The organism is Microbacterium paludicola, assembly GCF_039529675.1.
GTDB lineage: Bacteria > Actinomycetota > Actinomycetes > Actinomycetales > Microbacteriaceae > Microbacterium > Microbacterium paludicola.
This window is the reverse complement of the sequence record NZ_BAAANG010000019.1, coordinates 87557-103666: the sequence shown is the minus strand read 5'-3', so window position 1 is coordinate 103666 and position 16110 is coordinate 87557. Positions and strand designations below refer to the sequence as shown.

Annotated in this window: 16 protein-coding genes; 3 read left to right on the top strand and 13 right to left on the bottom strand. The window is 70.7% G+C overall.

Going from position 1 to position 16110, the window contains the following annotated elements; translation table 11 throughout:
- Position 1: 1 nt before the first annotated feature.
- The 3 genes from dnaG to dusB are packed head-to-tail and all read right to left on the bottom strand — an operon-like array spanning position 2 to position 4426.
- Positions 2-1900, bottom strand: coding sequence for a DNA primase (dnaG, locus tag ABD161_RS10120; protein ID WP_344002154.1), 1899 nt, complete (start codon positions 1898-1900; stop codon positions 2-4).
- The gene (locus ABD161_RS10115; RefSeq protein ID WP_344002151.1) at positions 1900-3282 is read right to left on the bottom strand and encodes a deoxyguanosinetriphosphate triphosphohydrolase; all 1383 of its coding nucleotides are present in this window, start codon (positions 3280-3282) and stop codon (positions 1900-1902) included. The genes dnaG and ABD161_RS10115 overlap by 1 nt, the downstream gene beginning before the upstream one ends.
- Positions 3272-4426 carry a tRNA dihydrouridine synthase DusB gene (dusB, locus tag ABD161_RS10110; RefSeq protein WP_344002148.1) on the bottom strand — a complete coding sequence of 385 codons (1155 nt, stop codon included), beginning with the start codon at positions 4424-4426 and terminating at the stop codon, positions 3272-3274. Before dusB ends, ABD161_RS10115 begins: the two co-directional genes overlap by 11 nt.
- A 56-nt stretch (positions 4427-4482) precedes the next feature.
- On the opposite strand from dusB, the gene ABD161_RS10105 reads away from it, so the two are divergent.
- Positions 4483-4983, top strand: coding sequence for a glutathione peroxidase (locus ABD161_RS10105; RefSeq protein WP_344002145.1), 501 nt, complete (start codon positions 4483-4485; stop codon positions 4981-4983).
- A gap of 7 nt (positions 4984-4990) precedes the next feature.
- Here ABD161_RS10105 and ABD161_RS10100 read toward each other — a convergent pair whose 3' ends face one another.
- Genes ABD161_RS10100 through recO form a run of 3 tightly spaced genes read right to left on the bottom strand, consistent with a single transcriptional unit; the run spans position 4991 to position 7264 of the window.
- Complete coding sequence (locus ABD161_RS10100; protein WP_344002143.1) at positions 4991-5683, bottom strand: DsbA family oxidoreductase; 693 nt, start codon at positions 5681-5683, stop codon at positions 4991-4993.
- A 43-nt stretch (positions 5684-5726) separates the two neighbouring features.
- On the bottom strand, positions 5727-6530 hold the full coding sequence (locus tag ABD161_RS10095) for an isoprenyl transferase (protein ID WP_344002140.1): 804 nt from the start codon (positions 6528-6530) through the stop codon (positions 5727-5729).
- Positions 6527-7264: a DNA repair protein RecO gene (gene recO, locus ABD161_RS10090; RefSeq protein ID WP_344002138.1), complete on the bottom strand. Its 738-nt coding sequence runs from the start codon at positions 7262-7264 to the stop codon at positions 6527-6529. The genes ABD161_RS10095 and recO overlap by 4 nt, the downstream gene beginning before the upstream one ends.
- 361 nt (positions 7265-7625) lie before the next feature.
- On the opposite strand from recO, the gene ABD161_RS10085 reads away from it, so the two are divergent.
- Complete coding sequence (locus ABD161_RS10085; RefSeq protein WP_425560860.1) at positions 7626-8492, top strand: trimeric intracellular cation channel family protein; 867 nt, start codon at positions 7626-7628, stop codon at positions 8490-8492.
- A 1-nt stretch (position 8493) separates the two neighbouring features.
- On the opposite strand, the gene leuA is transcribed toward ABD161_RS10085, so the two are convergent.
- Entirely contained in the window at positions 8494-10251 is a 1758-nt protein-coding gene (leuA, locus tag ABD161_RS10080; RefSeq protein WP_344002135.1) for a 2-isopropylmalate synthase, read from the bottom strand.
- Positions 10252-10479: 228 nt separating this feature from the next.
- On the opposite strand from leuA, the gene ABD161_RS10075 reads away from it, so the two are divergent.
- Positions 10480-11109, top strand: coding sequence for a hypothetical protein (locus tag ABD161_RS10075; protein WP_344002132.1), 630 nt, complete (start codon positions 10480-10482; stop codon positions 11107-11109).
- A 92-nt stretch (positions 11110-11201) separates the two neighbouring features.
- Here the strand turns inward: ABD161_RS10075 and era are convergent, their stop codons facing one another.
- The 6 genes from era to ABD161_RS10045 are packed head-to-tail and all read right to left on the bottom strand — an operon-like array spanning position 11202 to position 16110.
- A complete protein-coding gene (gene era / locus ABD161_RS10070; RefSeq protein WP_135113237.1) occupies positions 11202-12101 on the bottom strand; it encodes a GTPase Era in 900 nt (299 codons plus the stop codon).
- On the bottom strand, positions 12094-13434 hold the full coding sequence (locus ABD161_RS10065) for a hemolysin family protein (protein WP_135113239.1): 1341 nt from the start codon (positions 13432-13434) through the stop codon (positions 12094-12096). Before ABD161_RS10065 ends, era begins: the two co-directional genes overlap by 8 nt.
- 10 nt (positions 13435-13444) lie before the next feature.
- Complete coding sequence (gene ybeY, locus ABD161_RS10060; RefSeq protein WP_135113241.1) at positions 13445-13912, bottom strand: rRNA maturation RNase YbeY; 468 nt, start codon at positions 13910-13912, stop codon at positions 13445-13447.
- Positions 13906-14937: a PhoH family protein gene (locus ABD161_RS10055; protein WP_135113292.1), complete on the bottom strand. Its 1032-nt coding sequence runs from the start codon at positions 14935-14937 to the stop codon at positions 13906-13908. Before ABD161_RS10055 ends, ybeY begins: the two co-directional genes overlap by 7 nt.
- Positions 14938-14989: 52 nt before the next feature.
- Positions 14990-15343 (bottom strand): HIT domain-containing protein, encoded by a 354-nt coding sequence (locus tag ABD161_RS10050; protein ID WP_344002129.1) that lies wholly within the window; start codon positions 15341-15343, stop codon positions 14990-14992.
- Between the two features lie 41 nt (positions 15344-15384).
- The gene (locus ABD161_RS10045; protein ID WP_344002126.1) at positions 15385-16110 is read right to left on the bottom strand and encodes a 16S rRNA (uracil(1498)-N(3))-methyltransferase; all 726 of its coding nucleotides are present in this window, start codon (positions 16108-16110) and stop codon (positions 15385-15387) included.

Below are 16110 nucleotides of genomic sequence, written 5' to 3'. Positions count from 1 at the left end.
CTCACTCGACGTCGATGAGGGCGCGGCGCTCGTTGTCGAGATCGCGGAGCCTCATGCGCAGCGTCCGTCCCTCCTCCGACGTCGGCGCCGCACGCTGCACCGCGCCGAGCAGCTCCGACTTCTCGCTGTCGAGCGCGCGCAGGATGAGGCGACGGCAGATGTCCTTCACCGACGCGATCGCGTGCTCGTCGTCCCGCGCGGGGAAGTCGCGCGCGAGCAGCTCGCCCGCAAGCTGCCGGTAGGGCTCCCGCACCACCTCGATCGCGCTCATCGCCCATCCGGGACGCGTGCGGTCGGCCGCGGCGGCCACGCTGGCGCGCACCGCCTCCAGCGCCTGCGTGCGGAACGGGATGCTCACCGCGCGGGCGAGCACGTCCGGGTCGATGCGGTGGCCGTAGAGCAGGATGCCCGTGAGCGCGTCGCGCTCGAGCGCGACGTCGGTCGAACGCGGCAGCGACGCGAGCGTCACGCGCTCGAGCGGGGCCTGCACCGCCGGCTCGGATCCCGGCATCGGACGCGGCTCGGGGCGTGAATCCGAGCGGCCGTCTGAACGGGACGGGGCGCCATCGGACGACGCGCGGCGCGCGGCCTGCTCGACCGCGCCGTGCACATCGCGCGGCTCCATGCCGAGCTTCCGCGCGAGGACCCGCTCGTAGCCGGCGCGGACCATCCTGTCGCGGATCGCGGCGACGATGGGCGCGGCGGAGCGAAGCGCGCCGATGCGGCCCTCCACGCTGCGGAGGTCGAACCCTCCGATGCGCCGGTCGATCACGAACTCGAACATCGGCACCCGGTGGTCGAGCAGACCCCGGACGGCGCCGTCTCCCCGCTGCAGCCGGAGGTCGCACGGGTCGAGGCCGTCGGGGGCGACGGCGACGTACGTCTGGGCGTTGAAGCGCCCGTCCTCGGCGAACGCGCGGATCGCGGCCTTCTGGCCCGCCTCGTCGCCGTCGAACGTGAACACCACCTCGCCGGATGCGGAGTCGTCGCCCATCACGCGCCGCAGCACCGTGACGTGCTCCGATCCGAAGGCCGTGCCGCACGTCGCGATCGCGGTCGTCACCCCGGCGAGGTGACAGGCCATCACGTCGGTGTAGCCCTCGACCACCACGACGCGTTTGGGGTCGCCGCGCGAGATGTCGCGCTTGGCGAGGTCGAGGCCGTAGAGCACCTGGGCCTTCTTGTAGATCGGCGTCTCGGGCGTGTTCAGGTACTTGGGGCCCTGGTCGTCGTCATAGAGCTTGCGCGCGCCGAAGCCGATGGTCTGACCGGTGACGTCGCGGATGGGCCAGACCAGCCGGCCACGGAAGCGGTCGTACACGCCGCCGCGCTGGTTGGTCGAGACGAGGCCCGCTGTGGTGAGCTCGTCGCGCGTGAAGCCCTGGGCGGTGAGGGCCTTGAGCATCGCGTCCCAGCCCTTGGGCGCATAGCCGACGCCGAAGTGCGCCGCCGCGCCGGCGTCGAAGCCGCGCTCCCCCAGGAACCGCCGCGCGGGCTCCGCCTCGGCGCTGACGAGCTGCGCGCGGAAGAACTCCGCGGCGGCAGAGTTCGCCGCGAACAGCCGCGATCGGCCGCTCGTCTCGGGCGCCGGGCCGCCGTCCTCGTAGTGAAGCGTGTAGCCGATGCGCCCCGCGAGGCGCTCGACGGCTTCGGTGAAGGTGACGTGGTCCATCTCACGCAGGAACGTGTAGACGTCGCCCGACTCGCCGCAGCCGAAGCAGTGGTAGTAGCCGACCTGCGGCCGCACGTGGAAGCTCGGGCTCTTCTCGTCGTGGAAGGGGCACAGACCCTTGAGCGAGCCCACTCCGGCCGAGCGAAGCGCGACGCGCTCGCCCACGATGTCGGCGATGTTCGTCCGCGCTTTGACCTCTTCGACGTCGGCCTGACGGATGCGGGGCATCAGCCCACCTCGACGTCCACCGTCTGCGGCGTCGCCGCAGAGCGCGTCCGGGCGCCGGGACGCGCGTGGCGGGGAGTCCAGATGCCGACCTCGGCCGGGTCGATCTCCCCGACGAGGCGGTTGTGCCAGTCGATCGCCGTCTGGTCCGTGAGGCTCGCGACCTGGTCGACGACCACGCGTGCGCGCTCGGCATCGTTCTGCGCCGCCCGGAAGTCGGCGGCGAACGCCGGCTCGAGCACATCCGCGCCGGCCGACCACAGCGCATCCGTCGACCACAGGGCATCGGCGAGGCGCTTGAGCACCCGCCGCTGCTCCTTGTAGACGCCCTTGCGTGCCTCGATCGTCACGATGGACGAGCCCATGATGCCCTTGAGAACGGCGATCTCGACATCCACGACGCGCGGCACGACCACGTGCGCGTTGTACCGGGCGAGCGACGACCCGGCGTAGGCCTCGCGCGTCGCCGTGACCGCGGCGCGTGCGAAGCGCCCGATGAGGTCGCTCGTGAGGTTCTTCAGACGCGCGAGGTCCTGCCGCGAGCGGTCGAACGACTTCAGCCACATCGGCTGGCGCGTCAGGCGATAGAGCCCGTCCGCCAGCTCCTCGCGGCTGTAGTCGTAGCCCACCCACTGCTGGATCTTGCCGATCAGCGGATGATGCTGCACCGGATCCGCGAGCGCCTCCAGGTCGATGTAGCCGTTGACGACCGCGTCCTCGAAGTCGTGCACGGAGTACGCGATGTCGTCGGAGAGGTCCATGACCTCGGCCTCGATGCAGCGCAGGCGACCGGGCGCGCCGTCGCGCATCCAGTGGAACACCGCCTCGTCCTCCGGATACACGCCGAACTTGAGCCGCCCGCCCGGATCCGGCACGGGGTTGTCCACGGTCCACGGGTACTTGCACGTCGCATCGAGCGAGGCCCGCGTGAGGTTGAGGCCGACCGAGTGCTCGTTCTCGTCGAGCACCTTCGCCTCGAGGCGGGTCAGGATGCGCAGCGACTGCGCGTTCCCCTCGAAGCCGCCGATGTGATCCGCCCACTCGTTGAGCGCCCGCTCGCCGTTATGGCCGAACGGCGGGTGCCCGAGGTCGTGGCTGAGGCACGCGGTGTCGACGACGTCGGCGGAGACGCCCAGCGAGATCGCCAGCTCCCGTCCGATCTGCGCGACCTCGAGCGAGTGCGTCAGGCGGTTGCGGGCGAAGTCGGCGGTGCTCGCCGGGCTCAGCACCTGCGTCTTGGCGGCGAGGCGGCGAAGGCCCGCGGAGTGCAGCACGCGTGCGCGGTCGCGGGCGAAATCGTCGCGCTCAGACCGGTGGTGCTCGGCGAAGAAGCGCTCGGCGTCGCCGTCGCCGTACCCATCCGGGCGCCGGAGCTCAGCCGCCACTGGTGTCAAGCTCCGCTCCCTGGAGTTCGCAGCTCGCGTCCTCGGCGATGTCGCGCGAATCGAGCCAGCCCTGCGGCAGCACCGGCCGCTTCGGCGAGCCGGCGCGCCCGCGCTGACCCTCCGCCGCGGCACCGGGGTACGGCGCGTTGTGGTCGAGCTGGGCGAGGAGGTCGTCGATCTCGGCGAGGCTCGACGCGGTCGCGAGGCTGGCGCGCAGGTCGCCGCCGACCGGGTAGCCCTTGAAGTACCAGGCGACGTGCTTGCGGATGTCGCGGCAGCCGCGATCCTCGTCCTCGAAGAACTCGGCGAGCAGCTCGGCGTGGCGGCGGAACGCCTGCGCCACGAACCCGAGGTTCGCATCGACCACGGGCGCCTCCGCGCCGAAGGCCGTGGCGAGCTCGCCGAACAGCCACGGGCGACCGAGGCAGCCGCGGCCCACGACGACCCCGTCGCATCCGGTCTCGTCCATCATCCTGACCGCGTCGGCCGCGCTCCAGATGTCGCCGTTGCCGAGCACCGGGATGCTCGTCACGGTCTCCTTGAGCTTGGTGATCGCCGACCAGTCGGCCGTTCCCGAGTAGAACTCGGCGGCGGTGCGGGCGTGCAGCGCAACGGCCGCGGCACCGGCGTCCTCGGCGATCCGCCCGGCATCGAGGTAGGTGAGGTGATCGGCGTCGATGCCCTTGCGCATCTTCACCGTGACCGGCACGTCGCCCGCGGCCTTGACGGCGCCCTCGACGATGTCGCGGAACAGGCCGAGCTTCCAGGGAAGGGCGGATCCGCCGCCCTTGCGGGTCACCTTGGGCACGGGGCAGCCGAAGTTCAGGTCGATGTGGTCGGCCCGGTCCTCCTCGGCGATGATGCGCGCGGCTTCCGCGGTCACGACGGGATCGACGCCGTACAGCTGGATCGAGCGCGGGGTCTCCGACTCGTGGTGGCGGATGAGACGCATCGTCGCCTCGTTGCGCTCGACGAGCGCGCGGGTCGTGATCATCTCGCTGACGTACAGCCCGGCGCCGTATTCGCGGCAGAGCCTGCGGAACGCGGTGTTGGTGATCCCCGCCATCGGGGCGAGGACGACCGGCACGTCGAGGTCGATCGGGCCGATGCGCAGAGCGCGGCGGCGGGTCAGCACGGAGGTCACGGATCCATTCTCACAGACTCGCCTTGGGTGGGAGCCGATGGTCGTAGCCTGTGGGTATGGCCGCCCCCGATCTGCCCCCTGTGCGCGACATCCCCTTCGCCGGAGCCGATGGCACGGAGCGCACGCTCGCCGAGTTCCCCGGCCCGGTGCTGCTGGTCAACGTCGCCTCCAAGTGCGGTCTCACGCCGCAGTACGAGCAGCTCGAGCAGCTGCAGCGCACCTACGGCGAGCGTGGGCTGACCGTCGTCGGGCTGCCCTGCAACCAGTTCATGGGCCAGGAGCCCGGATCGATCGAGCAGATCCTCGACTACTGCGCCGCGACCTGGGGCGTCAGCTTCCCGATCGGCGACAAGGTGAAGGTCAACGGACCGAATGCGCACCCGCTCTACAAGGCGCTGAAGAAGACGCCGGATGGGCACGGCAAGGCGGGCCGCGTCGCCTGGAACTTCGAGAAGTTCCTCGTCCGCACCGACGGCTCGGTCGCGCGGTTCCGGCCGCCGCAGAAGCCGGATGACCCCGAGATCGTCGCCGCGATCGAGGCGGCGCTGGAGCGCTGAGCCCGGCTCAGGCGTCTTCGCCGCGGTGCTCGGCCCACACCTGCCGCACCACCTGCGTGAACGCGTCCGCGGGCTGCGCGCCGCTGACGCCGTACTTGCCGTCGATCACGAAGAACGGCACCCCGTTGATGCCGTAGGCCTGTGCCTGCGCCTGGTCCTGCCGGACGGCGGGCAGGAACTCGTCGTTCTCGAGCGCGTCGCGCGCGGCGGCCTCGTCCAGGCCGACGGAGCCCGCCAGCTCGACGAGCTCGTCGATCCGGCCGACGTGCCGGCCCTCGACGAAGTACGCCGACAGCAGGCGCTCCTTCATCTCGAGCTGCTTGCCATGCGTCTTCGCGAAGTGCACGAGCTCGTGCGCCTTGACCGTGTTGGTGTGCTGCTGCAGGTCGAAGCGGTACTGAAGGCCCGCCTGATCCTTGGCGATCTGCGCGACGCGGTCGTTCATCTCCTGCGCCTGCTCACGCGTGATGCGCTTGTGCTTGGCGAGGAAGTCGGCGCTCGAGCCGTCGAAGTCGACCGGGGTGTCGGGCGAGAGCTCGAACGAGTGGTACGTGATCTCGACCTGCGGGGCATCCTCGTCCTGCGCCGCCGCGGCGAGGCCGTTCTCGAGGTTCCGCTTGCCGATGTAGCACCACGGGCAGGCGATGTCGCTCCAGACGTCGATGCGGATGGGGGCCGGGGAGGTCTGCGCGTCGGTCACGTCAGTCTCCAACCCCGCGGGCCACGGACGTATTCCGGATCCGTCATGCGCCGGTCGGCGCATCGATCGCCGCGCCGAACCGCCGCTCGCGTCCGAGGTACAGGTCGATCGCGTGCCACAGGTCGGTGCGGCTGAAGTCGGGCCACAGCGTGTCGAGGAACACCATCTCGGCGTAGGCGGCCTGCCAGAGCAGGAAGTTCGACGTGCGCTGCTCGCCGCTCGAGCGCACGAACAGGTCGACATCCGGCATGTCCGGAACGTAGAAGTGCCGCCGCAGCGCCTTCTCGGTGATGCCGGAGGGTTTCAGCCTTCCGGCGGCGACCTCCTCTGCCAGGGCGCGCATCGCGTCGACGATCTCGTTGCGCCCGCCGTAGTTGATGCACATGGTGAGGGTGAGCCCGCCGTTGCCCGCCGTGAGCTGCTCGGCGTACTTCAGCTCCTTGATCACCGATCCCCACAGGCGCGGGGTGCGGCCCGCCCAGCGGATGCGCACATCCCACTCGTTGAGCTGGTCGCGCCGGCGGTGCAGCACGTCGCGGTTGTAGCCCATCAGGAAGCGCACCTCGTCGGGTGATCGCCGCCAGTTCTCGGTCGAGAACGCGTAGACGGAGAGGTGCTTCACGCCCGCCTGGATGGCCCCCGCGACCACGTCGAGCAGCACCTCCTCCCCCGCCTTGTGGCCCTCGATGCGCGGCAGCCCGCGCCGGTTCGCCCAGCGGCCGTTGCCGTCCATGACGATGGCGACGTGCTCGGGGGCGTCCTTGCCGTAGTCGGGCGCCTGCAGCCCCGTCCAGTCGATCGGGCGGTACGCCACCGCGTCGCGGTGCGTGTAGGGCTTGGGCGTCATCGGGCTCCCTGACTGGGTGAGGTGTGGGACAGCGCGCGCAGCCCGCGTTCCATCGTCCACTGCACGTAGGCCGAGACGAGACCGGATGCCTGGGACGCGTCGCGAGCGGATGCCGCATCGACCGTCTCCCAGTCTCCCCCGAGCAGGGCGCGGAGCAGGGCCAGCACCGTCGCGCTCACGTGCGGGGTGCCGGGCGGGGCGCAGGCGGTGCAGACGACGCCGCCGAGCTGGGCGAGGAACTGGTCGTGCGGCCCGGCGGCGCCGCAGCGCGCGCAGTCGTCGAGGGCGGGCGCCCATCCGGCGAGCGACAGCGACCGCAGCAGGTACGAGTCGAGCGTGTGCCGCGGCGCGTGCTCGCCGCGGGACAGCGACCGCAGCGCCCCCACGAGCAGGTAGTACTGGTTGGGCACCGGCTCGTGGTGCGTCAGCCGATCCGCAGACTCGACCATGGCGCTCGCGGCGGTGTACCGGTCGTAGTCGGCGGCGATGTCGGCCCCGTAGGCACCGAGCGACTCGGCCTGCTGCACGATGTCGAGGCTCCGGCCGGCGTACAGCTGCACGTCGGCGACCATGAACGGCTCGAGCCGCGAGCCGAAGCGCGAGGACGTGCGACGCACGCCCTTCGCCACCGCGCGCACCTTGCCGTGACGCCGGCTGAGCATCGTGACGATGCGGTCGGCCTCGCCGAGCTTGTGCGTGCGCAGCACGACCGCTTCGTCTCGGTAGGTGGGCACGGATCCATTATCCGCCGGGCCCCTGACATCCGGCCGCTGCCCCGCGGGCGGGCGCCGGTGTCCCCGTCCTGTCGGTATGACCCGGCACGTCGGGGACACACTCCGAGCTGTGTCCCCAAGTTGCCGGATCGAAGCGGCACCACGGGGACACGACGCCCACCGTGTCCCCCAGTTGCCGGATCGAAGCGGCACCACGGGGACACGACGCGAACCTCCGCGTCGGAGTGATGGTGTGACGCAAGGCAGGCGAGCCGTTGCCCCGAACCGCCGGTTCAGAGCGACGGATCGAGGCAAGCCCCCGGCGACGCGCCCGCGCACCGCGTCGAGCGGGCGTTCGGCCGGCCGGTGACACCATGGAGGGGTGACCGACCCGACCTTCGTGCTGCCCCTGTGGGCCGATCTCGTCGCCGTGGCCTTCGGCGGCGTCCAGGGCGCGATGTTCGCGTCGGGCTTCCAGGGCGAGCGCCGCCTCGACCTGCTCGGCGTGGCGCTGATCGGGATCATCGTCGGGATGGGCGGCGGCCTCATCCGCGACATCCTGCTCGGCGTGACGCCGGCGACCCTCCAGTCGAACTGGTACATCCTGACCGCGATCATCGCGTCGCTCACCGGCATGCTCCTGGCGGGGCTCTTCGATCGCCTGAACAAGGTGATCGTCGCCCTCGACGCCGTCCTGATCGGCCTGTTCGGCGCCTTCGGCACGAGCAAGGCGCTCGCCTTCGGCATCCCGCTGGTGCCGGCGATCTTCATCGGCGCGCTCGCGGCCGTCGGCGGCGGCGTGGCCCGCGACGTCGCGATGGGGCTGCCGATCGCGATCATGCACGTCGGGTCGCTCTATGCGGTCGCGGCGGCGGCAGGATGCACGGTGCTCGCCGTCGGCTTCCAGGCCGGCCTCGACATCGTTCCCGCGGCGGTCGCAGGCGTCGTCGTGACCACCGTCATCCGCCTGCTCGCCGTGATCTTCGACGTCTCGCTTCCGGAGCAGCGCAGGATCTACCGCCGCCGCGTCGCGCTCGAGACGTCGGCGATCCCGGTCATCTCCTCCGAGATGATCGCGCAGGCTCAGGCCGGCGCCGAGCAGGCGCAGGCGGCCGCCGCCCAGGCAGTGGAGGCAATGGAACTCGCCTCCGAGGCGAACGAGCGCGCCGAGGAGGCCGCCGAGCAGGCGCAGGCCGCGGCCGATCAGGCCGAGGAGGCCGCCGGCGACGACGACCTCCCCGGGCGCTGAGTCAGACGGCCGCGACCAGCTCGGGCTGACGGGCCCGGATCGAGCGGTTCACGCCGGACACGATCGCCTTGAGCGAGGCGGTCGAGATGTCGCCGTCGATGCCGACGCCCCAGAGGCGCTGACCGTCGACCTGCAGCTCGACGTACGCGGCGGCCTCGGCGTCTCCGGATGCGCTGAGGGTGTGCTCGACGTAGTCGTACAGCGTGACGTCGATCCCCTGCTCGCGCAGCACCGTGAGGAACGCGGCGATCGGGCCGTTGCCGTGACCCGACACCTCGAGGCGCTCCTCGCCGTCACGCAGCACCACCTCGAGCGCGACGTTGCCGTCGAGCTTGCTCTGCGTGCTCGTGCCCAGCAGCTCGAACCGGCCCCAGCGCCCGTCCTCGTGGGCCGACGGCAGGTACTCGTCCTGGAAGATGGCCCAGATCTGGTCGCTCGTGACCTCGCCGCCCTCGGCGTCGGTCTTCGCCTGCACGACGCCGGAGAACTCGATCTGCAGCTTGCGGGGCAGATCCAGCGAGTGGTCGCTCTTCAGCAGGTACGCGACGCCGCCCTTGCCCGACTGCGAGTTCACCCGGATGACCGCCTCGTACGAGCGGCCCAGGTCCTTCGGGTCGATGGGCAGGTACGGCACGCCCCACTCGATGTCGTCGACCGAGACTCCCTGCGCGGCGGCCTTGGCGGCCATCGCCTCGAAGCCCTTCTTGATCGCGTCCTGGTGCGATCCGCTGAACGCGGTGAACACCAGGTCGCCGGCCCACGGGCTGCGCTCGGGAACCGGCAGCTGGTTGCAGTACTCGACGGTGCGCTTGACGTGGTCGATGTCGCTGAAGTCGATCTGCGGGTCGATCCCCTGCGTGAACAGGTTCACGCCCAGCGCGACGAGATCGACGTTGCCGGTGCGCTCGCCGTTGCCGAACAGGCAGCCCTCGATGCGGTCGGCGCCGGCCATGTACCCGAGCTCGGCGGCGGCGACGGCCGTGCCCCGGTCGTTGTGCGGGTGCAGCGAGATGATGACGTTCTCGCGGTGGTTCAGGTGGCGGCCCATCCACTCGATCGAGTCGGCGTAGACGTTGGGGGTCGCCATCTCGACGGTCGCCGGCAGGTTCAGGATGACCTTGCGCTCGGGCGTCGGCTCGAAGACCTCGAGCACCTGGTTGCAGACGTCGACGGCGAACTCGAGCTCGGTGCCGGTGTAGCTCTCGGGCGAGTACTCGTAGTACACCGCGGTCTCGGGCACGGTCTTCTCGTACTGGCGGCACAGCCGGGCGCCCTCGAGGGCGATGTCGATGATCCCCTGCTTGTCGGTGCGGAAGACGACCTCGCGCTGCAGCACGCTCGTCGAGTTGTACAGGTGCACGATCGCCTGCTTGGCGCCCTTGATCGACTCGTACGTGCGGGCGATCAGGTGCTCGCGGGCCTGCGTCAGGACCTGGATGGTGACGTCGTCCGGAATCAGGTCCTCTTCGATCAGCTGGCGCACGAAGTCGAAGTCGGTCTGGCTCGCCGACGGGAACCCGACCTCGATCTCCTTGTAGCCCATCTCGACGAGCAGCTCGAACATCACGCGCTTGCGCTCGGGGCTCATCGGATCGATGAGTGCCTGGTTTCCGTCGCGCAGGTCGACGGCGCACCAGCGGGGCGCCTTCTCGATGCGCTTGGACGGCCAGGTGCGGTCAGGCAGATCGACGACGATCTGCTCGTGATACGGGCGGTACTTGTGCACCGGCATGCCGCTGGGCTTCTGGGTGTTCTCCATGGTGTCGCTTCTTCTCGATTTCGTCGTTGTGTGTCGGGCCACGACGATCTCCGCGACGAGGAGGCCCTAGATCGAGGTCTCGTCGCGGCGGCTAAGGAGAAGAAGCCCACCGAGGCGCATGCAAGCAGGCTAACACGCAGATTGCGCGGTCGCGAAGGCCACGGACCACCGGCGGATGAGCAGGATGCTCAATCTGAGACGATCCGGAACCGCGCGACACTCCTGGATATGAGCACCACTCGCCGCATCACCGCGACGGCCGTCGCGGTCCTCGCACTCACCCTGACGGCGTGCGCCACGCCCCGCGCCGACGCCCCCGCGGCCGCTCCGCCGCCGCCGAAGCTGGGCGACGTCCGACCGGCACCGCCGGCGAGCGACATCGTCGCGCAGGGCACCGTCATGGACGACGCGGGCGAGATCTCACTGTGCACGGGCCACATGACGATGATCTACCCGCCGCAGTGCTCCGGCATCCCGCTCGACGGATGGGACTGGGCCGTCGCCGACGGCGAGGAGTCGGCCGAGGGCCGCACGTGGGGCACCTACGCCGTCACCGGTGGCTTCGACGGCGAGCGGATCACCGTGACCGCTCCCCCGATCCCGCTCGCGCTCTACGACCCCATGGCACCCGAGGACCCGACCGGCGGCATGCCGGGGAAGACCGACGAGGCCACCCTCGCGGAGATCCAGCAGACCGTGACGGATCGCCTCGGCGACGAGGTGCAGGTCGCCTACGTCGAGAACGGGTACGTGCATGTGCAGGTGCTGTGGGACGACGGCACCTACCAGGATGCCGCCGACGCCGAGTTCGGTGACGACGTCGTGATCGTCACGACGCTCCTGCAGCCCGTCTCCTGAATTTCGCCGGGGCGCTCCCGCATTCGGGGCGGTCGAGCGCCCCGGCGATTGTTTCAACTCAGGCGCGCTCTCCCGCGCTCAGGCTCGACCGATCAGAATCCCAGGCGACCCAGCTGCTTGGGGTCGCGCTGCCACTCCTTCGCCACGCGCACGTGGAGCTTCAGGAACACCTTCGTGCCGACGAGCGTCTCGATCTGGGCGCGGGCGCGGGCGCCGACGTCGCGCAGACGCGAGCCCTTGTGGCCGATGATGATCGCCTTCTGGCTGTCGCGCTCGACGACGACGCTCGCGTGCACATCGGTGAGGTCGTCCCGGTCCTCGCGCAGCGAGATCTCATCGAGCGTCACGGCGATCGAGTGCGGAAGCTCGTCGCGCACTCCCTCGAGCGCCGCCTCGCGGATGATCTCGGCGATCCGGTCCTCGAGGGTCTCGTCGGTGACGACGCCCTCCTCGTAGAGCGGCGGGCCCTCGGGCATCAGGGCGAGCAGCTCGTCGCTCAGCACCTCCAGCTGGTCGCCGGTGAGAGAGGACAGCGGGATGACCGCGGCCCAGTCCTCGCGCAGCGCGTTGACCTCGAGGAGACGCTCCATGATCTGGTCGGACGAGGCGGCATCCGTCTTCGTCACGATCGCGACCTTCTTGGCGCGCGGGTAGCCGTCGAGCGACTCGGCGATGCGGCGGTCGCCGGGGCCGACCTTCTCGGGCGCCGGAGCGCAGAACGCGATGACGTCCACGTCGCCCAGCACCTGCTCGACGAGGTCGTTCAGGCGCTGGCCGAGAAGGGTCCGCGGCTTGTGGATGCCCGGCGTGTCGACGACGACGAGCTGACCGGCCGGCCGGTTCAGGATGCCCCGGATCGCGCGTCGCGTTGTCTGCGGCTTCTCGCTCGTGATGGCGACCTTCTCGCCCACCAGCGCGTTCATCAGGGTGGACTTGCCGACGTTCGGCCGCCCCACGAACGTCACGAACCCGGATCGCGGTGACTCAGTCATCGTCTCTCTCCCTGTACTCCTCGATCGTCCGCAGCGCCTCTCCGCGCTCGACGAACACCGTCGCGATGCCGCGGCCGCGTCCCCGCGACGTTCCGCCGGTGATCACGATCCCGGCCACCTCTGCCACGTCGCCCGGCTGGGGCACACGTCCGAGGGTCTTGGCCATCAGGCCGCCGATCGAGTCGACGTCCTCGTCCTCCAGCTCGACGCCGAACAGGTCGCCGACCTCGTCCAGCGACAGTCGCGAGCTCACGCGATAGCGGCCGCCCGCGAGCTCGACGATCTCCTTCGAGGGCACGTCGTACTCGTCGGCGATCTCGCCCACGAGCTCCTCGATGAGGTCCTCGAGGGTGACGAGCCCGGCGATCCCGCCGTACTCGTCCACCACGAGGCAGACGTGCACGGCGTCGCGCTTCATCTGCTGCAGCAGCGTCTCCGCGCGCATCTGCTCGGGAACGAACACGGCGGGGCGCGCGATCCCGCGGATGCCGGCGTCGCGCCACAGCCCCGAGTCGCGGAGCCCCGCGGCATCGCGGAAGCCGAACTGCACGACGTCCTTCAGGTACAGCACGCCGATGATGTCGTCGACCTCCCCGTCCACGACGGGCATGCGGGAGATCCCGCGGTCGAGGAACAGGCGCATCGCCTCGTGGATCGTGGCGTCGGCCTCGACGGTCACCATCTCGGTGCGCGGCACCATGACGGCGCGGACGACCTGGTCGGTGAAGTCGAAGACCGAGTGGATGAGTGCCCGGTCGTCCGCCTCGATGAGGGCGTGCGACGCGGCCTCGTCGACGATGCTGAGCAGCTGCTCCTCCGACTCGAAGCTGCGGCGTCCACCGCCGGGAGTCAGGCGGTTTCCGAAGGCGGCGAGAAGGCTCGACAGCGGGCCGAGAACGATGAGGACCGCGCGCACGAGGGAGGCCGTGAACGGCAGCAGGGTCGACGCGTAGCGGCGCCCGAAGGTGGCGGGGATCGACGCCACGGCGACGAACGACACGCCCGTCATCAGCAGCGCCGTGACGAGCAGGGCCCACCAGATGCTGTTCAGGATGAGCGTGAACGCCGCCGTCACCAGCACCGCGGCCGCGGTCTCGGCGAACACGCGCACGAACACGATCACGCCCGCGTGGCGATCCGGATCGGCCGCGATGCGCGCCAGGGCCTTCGCGCTGCGACCCTCAGACGCGAGGTCGACGAGGTCGCCGCGGGACGTCACGGACAGCGCCGCGTCGATCGCCGACATGAGGCCGGCGAACAGCACGAACAGCAGCCCGCCGACGAGCAGCAGCGAGGCGACGGGGGTCAGGAGATCCGCGGGGAGGTCTGTCATCCGTCAGTACTCACGCCGACCGGCGGCGCTCCGCCGCGGCGAACGCGGCGATGAGCTCGCGCTGCAGGCCGAACATCTCGCGCTCCTCCTCGGGCTCCGCGTGGTCGTAGCCGAGAAGGTGGAGCAGGCCGTGCGTGGTGAGCAGGATGAGCTCGTCCATCGTGGAGTGACCGGCCGTCTCCGCCTGCGACTCCGCGACCTGCGGGCACAGCACGATGTCGCCCAGCAGCCCGGGAGGGGTCGGCTGGTCCTCGGTCCCGGGGCGGAGCTCATCCATCGGGAAGCTCAGGACATCGGTCGGGCCTGGCTCGTCCATCCACTGCAGGTGCAGCTGCTCCATCGCGCCCTCGTCGACGAGCACGATCGCCACGTCGGCATCCGGCGACACGTTCAGCGCCGCGAGGTTGTGCTGCGTGAGGCGCAGCAGCACCGACTCGTCGATCTCGACGGCGGACTCGTTGTTGATGTCGATCACGATCGTCCTCGCTTGGGCATGCGGTCACGCGGACCGGTGGGGCGCGCGGTGGCGGCACGGCGCTCGGCGCGGTTGGCGAACTCGCTGGCCTCGTCGCGCTCGTGCCGGGCCGCGAGGCGGCGCTCGTCGTACTCGCTGTACGCGTCGACGATGCGGCCGACCAGCGAGTGGCGCACGACGTCGTCGCTTGTCAGCCGCGAGAAGTGGATGTCGTCGATCCTGTCGAGCACGCGCGTCACGAGCCGCAGGCCGGACGCGCCCTGCGGCAGGTCGACCTGGGTGATGTCGCCCGTGACGACCATCTTCGTGCCGAAGCCGAGACGGGTCAGGAACATCTTCATCTGCTCGGGCGTGGTGTTCTGCGCCTCGTCGAGCACGACGAACGAGTTGTTGAGCGTGCGACCGCGCATGTAGGCGAGCGGGGCGACCTCGATCGTGCCGGTCGCCATCAGCTTCGGGACGAGCTCGGGATCCATCATCTCGTTGAGCGCGTCGTACAGCGGGCGCAGGTACGGGTCGATCTTGTCGGTCAGCGTGCCGGGAAGGAAGCCGAGCCGCTCCCCCGCCTCCACGGCGGGCCGGGTCAGGATGATCCGGTCGACCTCGCGACGCTGCAGCGATTGCACCGCCTTGGCCATGGCGAGGTAGGTCTTGCCGGTTCCGGCGGGACCGATGCCGAACACGATGGTGTTCTCGTCGATCGCGTCGACGTACTCCTTCTGCCCCACGGTCTTGGGCCGGATCGTCTTGCCTCGGCTCGACAGGATCGCCTCGCCCATGACCTCGCTGGGTCGCGGGCCCGACTCGTCGCGCAGCATCCGGGCAGAGCTCTGCACGTCGGCCTCACCGAGCGCGTGGCCGGCCTTGGTCATGTGCAGCAGCTCGTCGACGAGTGTGCGCGCGGCGCGCACCTCGGCGGCCTCTCCGCGCAGGGTGATCTCGTTGCCGCGGACGTGGACGTCCACGCGCGGATGGGCCTTCTCGACCATGCGCAGCAGGCGGTCCTGCGGGCCGAGCAGCTGCACCATCGCCACGCCGTCGGCCGTCACGGTGTCGGTGACGATGTCGTCGCGGTTCGCGTCACTCACCGACGAGGCTCTTCTCTCCGAGGCCGCCCGCGAGCAGGTGCGCGTGGACGTGGAAGACGGTCTGCCCGGCGCCGGCGCCCGTGTTGAAGATCAGACGGAAGTCGCCGTCGTCGGCGTGCTCGCGGCCGAGGCGCTTGGCCAGGGCGATCATCTCGGCGAGGAGCGTCGCATCCCCGGCGGCGAGCTCGGTGACGTCGCGGTACTCCTGCGTCTTCGGGATCACGAGCAGGTGCACCGGCGCCTGCGGGGCGATGTCCTTGATGGCGAACACGCGCTCGGTCTCGGCGACGATCTCGCCGGGGATGTCTCCCTGCAGGATGCGGGTGAAGATCGAGGGTTCAGCCATGTCGTCCAGTCTATGCGCGGGGCCCGAGCGGGTCTCCGCCTTCACCAGCGGCCGAGGCGCGCGTTGACGAGCGCGAGAGCGGCGGGCCCCGCGGTCGATGTGCGCAGCACCGTGTCACCCAGGCGCACACGGGTCGCGCCGGCCTCCTCGAGACGGGCGAGCTCCTCGGGCGTGATGCCGCCCTCCGGGCCCACGACGAGCAGGATGGACCCCGCGTCCGCAAGGTCGACCGCGCTCAGCCGCACTTCCGCCGTCGGCTCGAGCACGAGGATGCGGTCGCCCCGCGCGGCGAGAGCGGCCGTCGTGGCGATCGGCGTGACCTCGGGAAGCCAGGCGCGGTGCGCCTGCTTCGCGGCCTCGCGCACGATGGTCGCCCAGCGGGTGCGGCCCTTCTCGGCCTTCGGCCCCTCCCAGCGCGAGACGGAGCGCGACGCCTGCCACGGCACGATCTCGTCGACACCCAGCTCGGTCGCCGCCTGCACCGCGAGCTCGTCGCGATCGCCCTTCGCCAGCGCCTGGGCCAGCGCGATGCGCGGGCTCGGGGCGTCCTCGTCACGGCGCGCGACGATCCGGACGACCACCTCGCGCGGGGCGACGCTCTCGCACTCGCCCTCCAGCCAGGCTCCGCGGCCGTCGGTCACGGTGACCGCCTCGCCCACGCGCACGCGGCGCACGGCGGCGGCATGGTGGGCCTCCGCTCCCGTGAGCGTCAGCGTGTCGCCGGGCGCGACGGCGCCGGCCGTCTCGTCGATGAAGTGAAGGGCCAC

What these genes read in the sequence shown, in the direction of transcription:
- leuA (WP_344002135.1), bottom strand. Translation starts at nt 10,251, where the DNA reads ATGGAGAACACCCAGAAGCCCAGCGGCATGCCGGTGCACAAGTACCGC.
- ABD161_RS10095 (WP_344002140.1), bottom strand. Translation starts at nt 6,530, where the DNA reads ATGACGCCCAAGCCCTACACGCACCGCGACGCGGTGGCGTACCGCCCG.
- ABD161_RS10105 (WP_344002145.1), top strand. Translation starts at nt 4,483, where the DNA reads ATGGCCGCCCCCGATCTGCCCCCTGTGCGCGACATCCCCTTCGCCGGA.
- ABD161_RS10075 (WP_344002132.1), top strand. Translation starts at nt 10,480, where the DNA reads ATGAGCACCACTCGCCGCATCACCGCGACGGCCGTCGCGGTCCTCGCA.
- ABD161_RS10065 (WP_135113239.1), bottom strand. Translation starts at nt 13,434, where the DNA reads ATGACAGACCTCCCCGCGGATCTCCTGACCCCCGTCGCCTCGCTGCTG.
- ABD161_RS10055 (WP_135113292.1), bottom strand. Translation starts at nt 14,937, where the DNA reads ATGGTGCAGCTGCTCGGCCCGCAGGACCGCCTGCTGCGCATGGTCGAG.
- era (WP_135113237.1), bottom strand. Translation starts at nt 12,101, where the DNA reads ATGACTGAGTCACCGCGATCCGGGTTCGTGACGTTCGTGGGGCGGCCG.
- dnaG (WP_344002154.1), bottom strand. Translation starts at nt 1,900, where the DNA reads ATGCCCCGCATCCGTCAGGCCGACGTCGAAGAGGTCAAAGCGCGGACG.
- ABD161_RS10050 (WP_344002129.1), bottom strand. Translation starts at nt 15,343, where the DNA reads ATGGCTGAACCCTCGATCTTCACCCGCATCCTGCAGGGAGACATCCCC.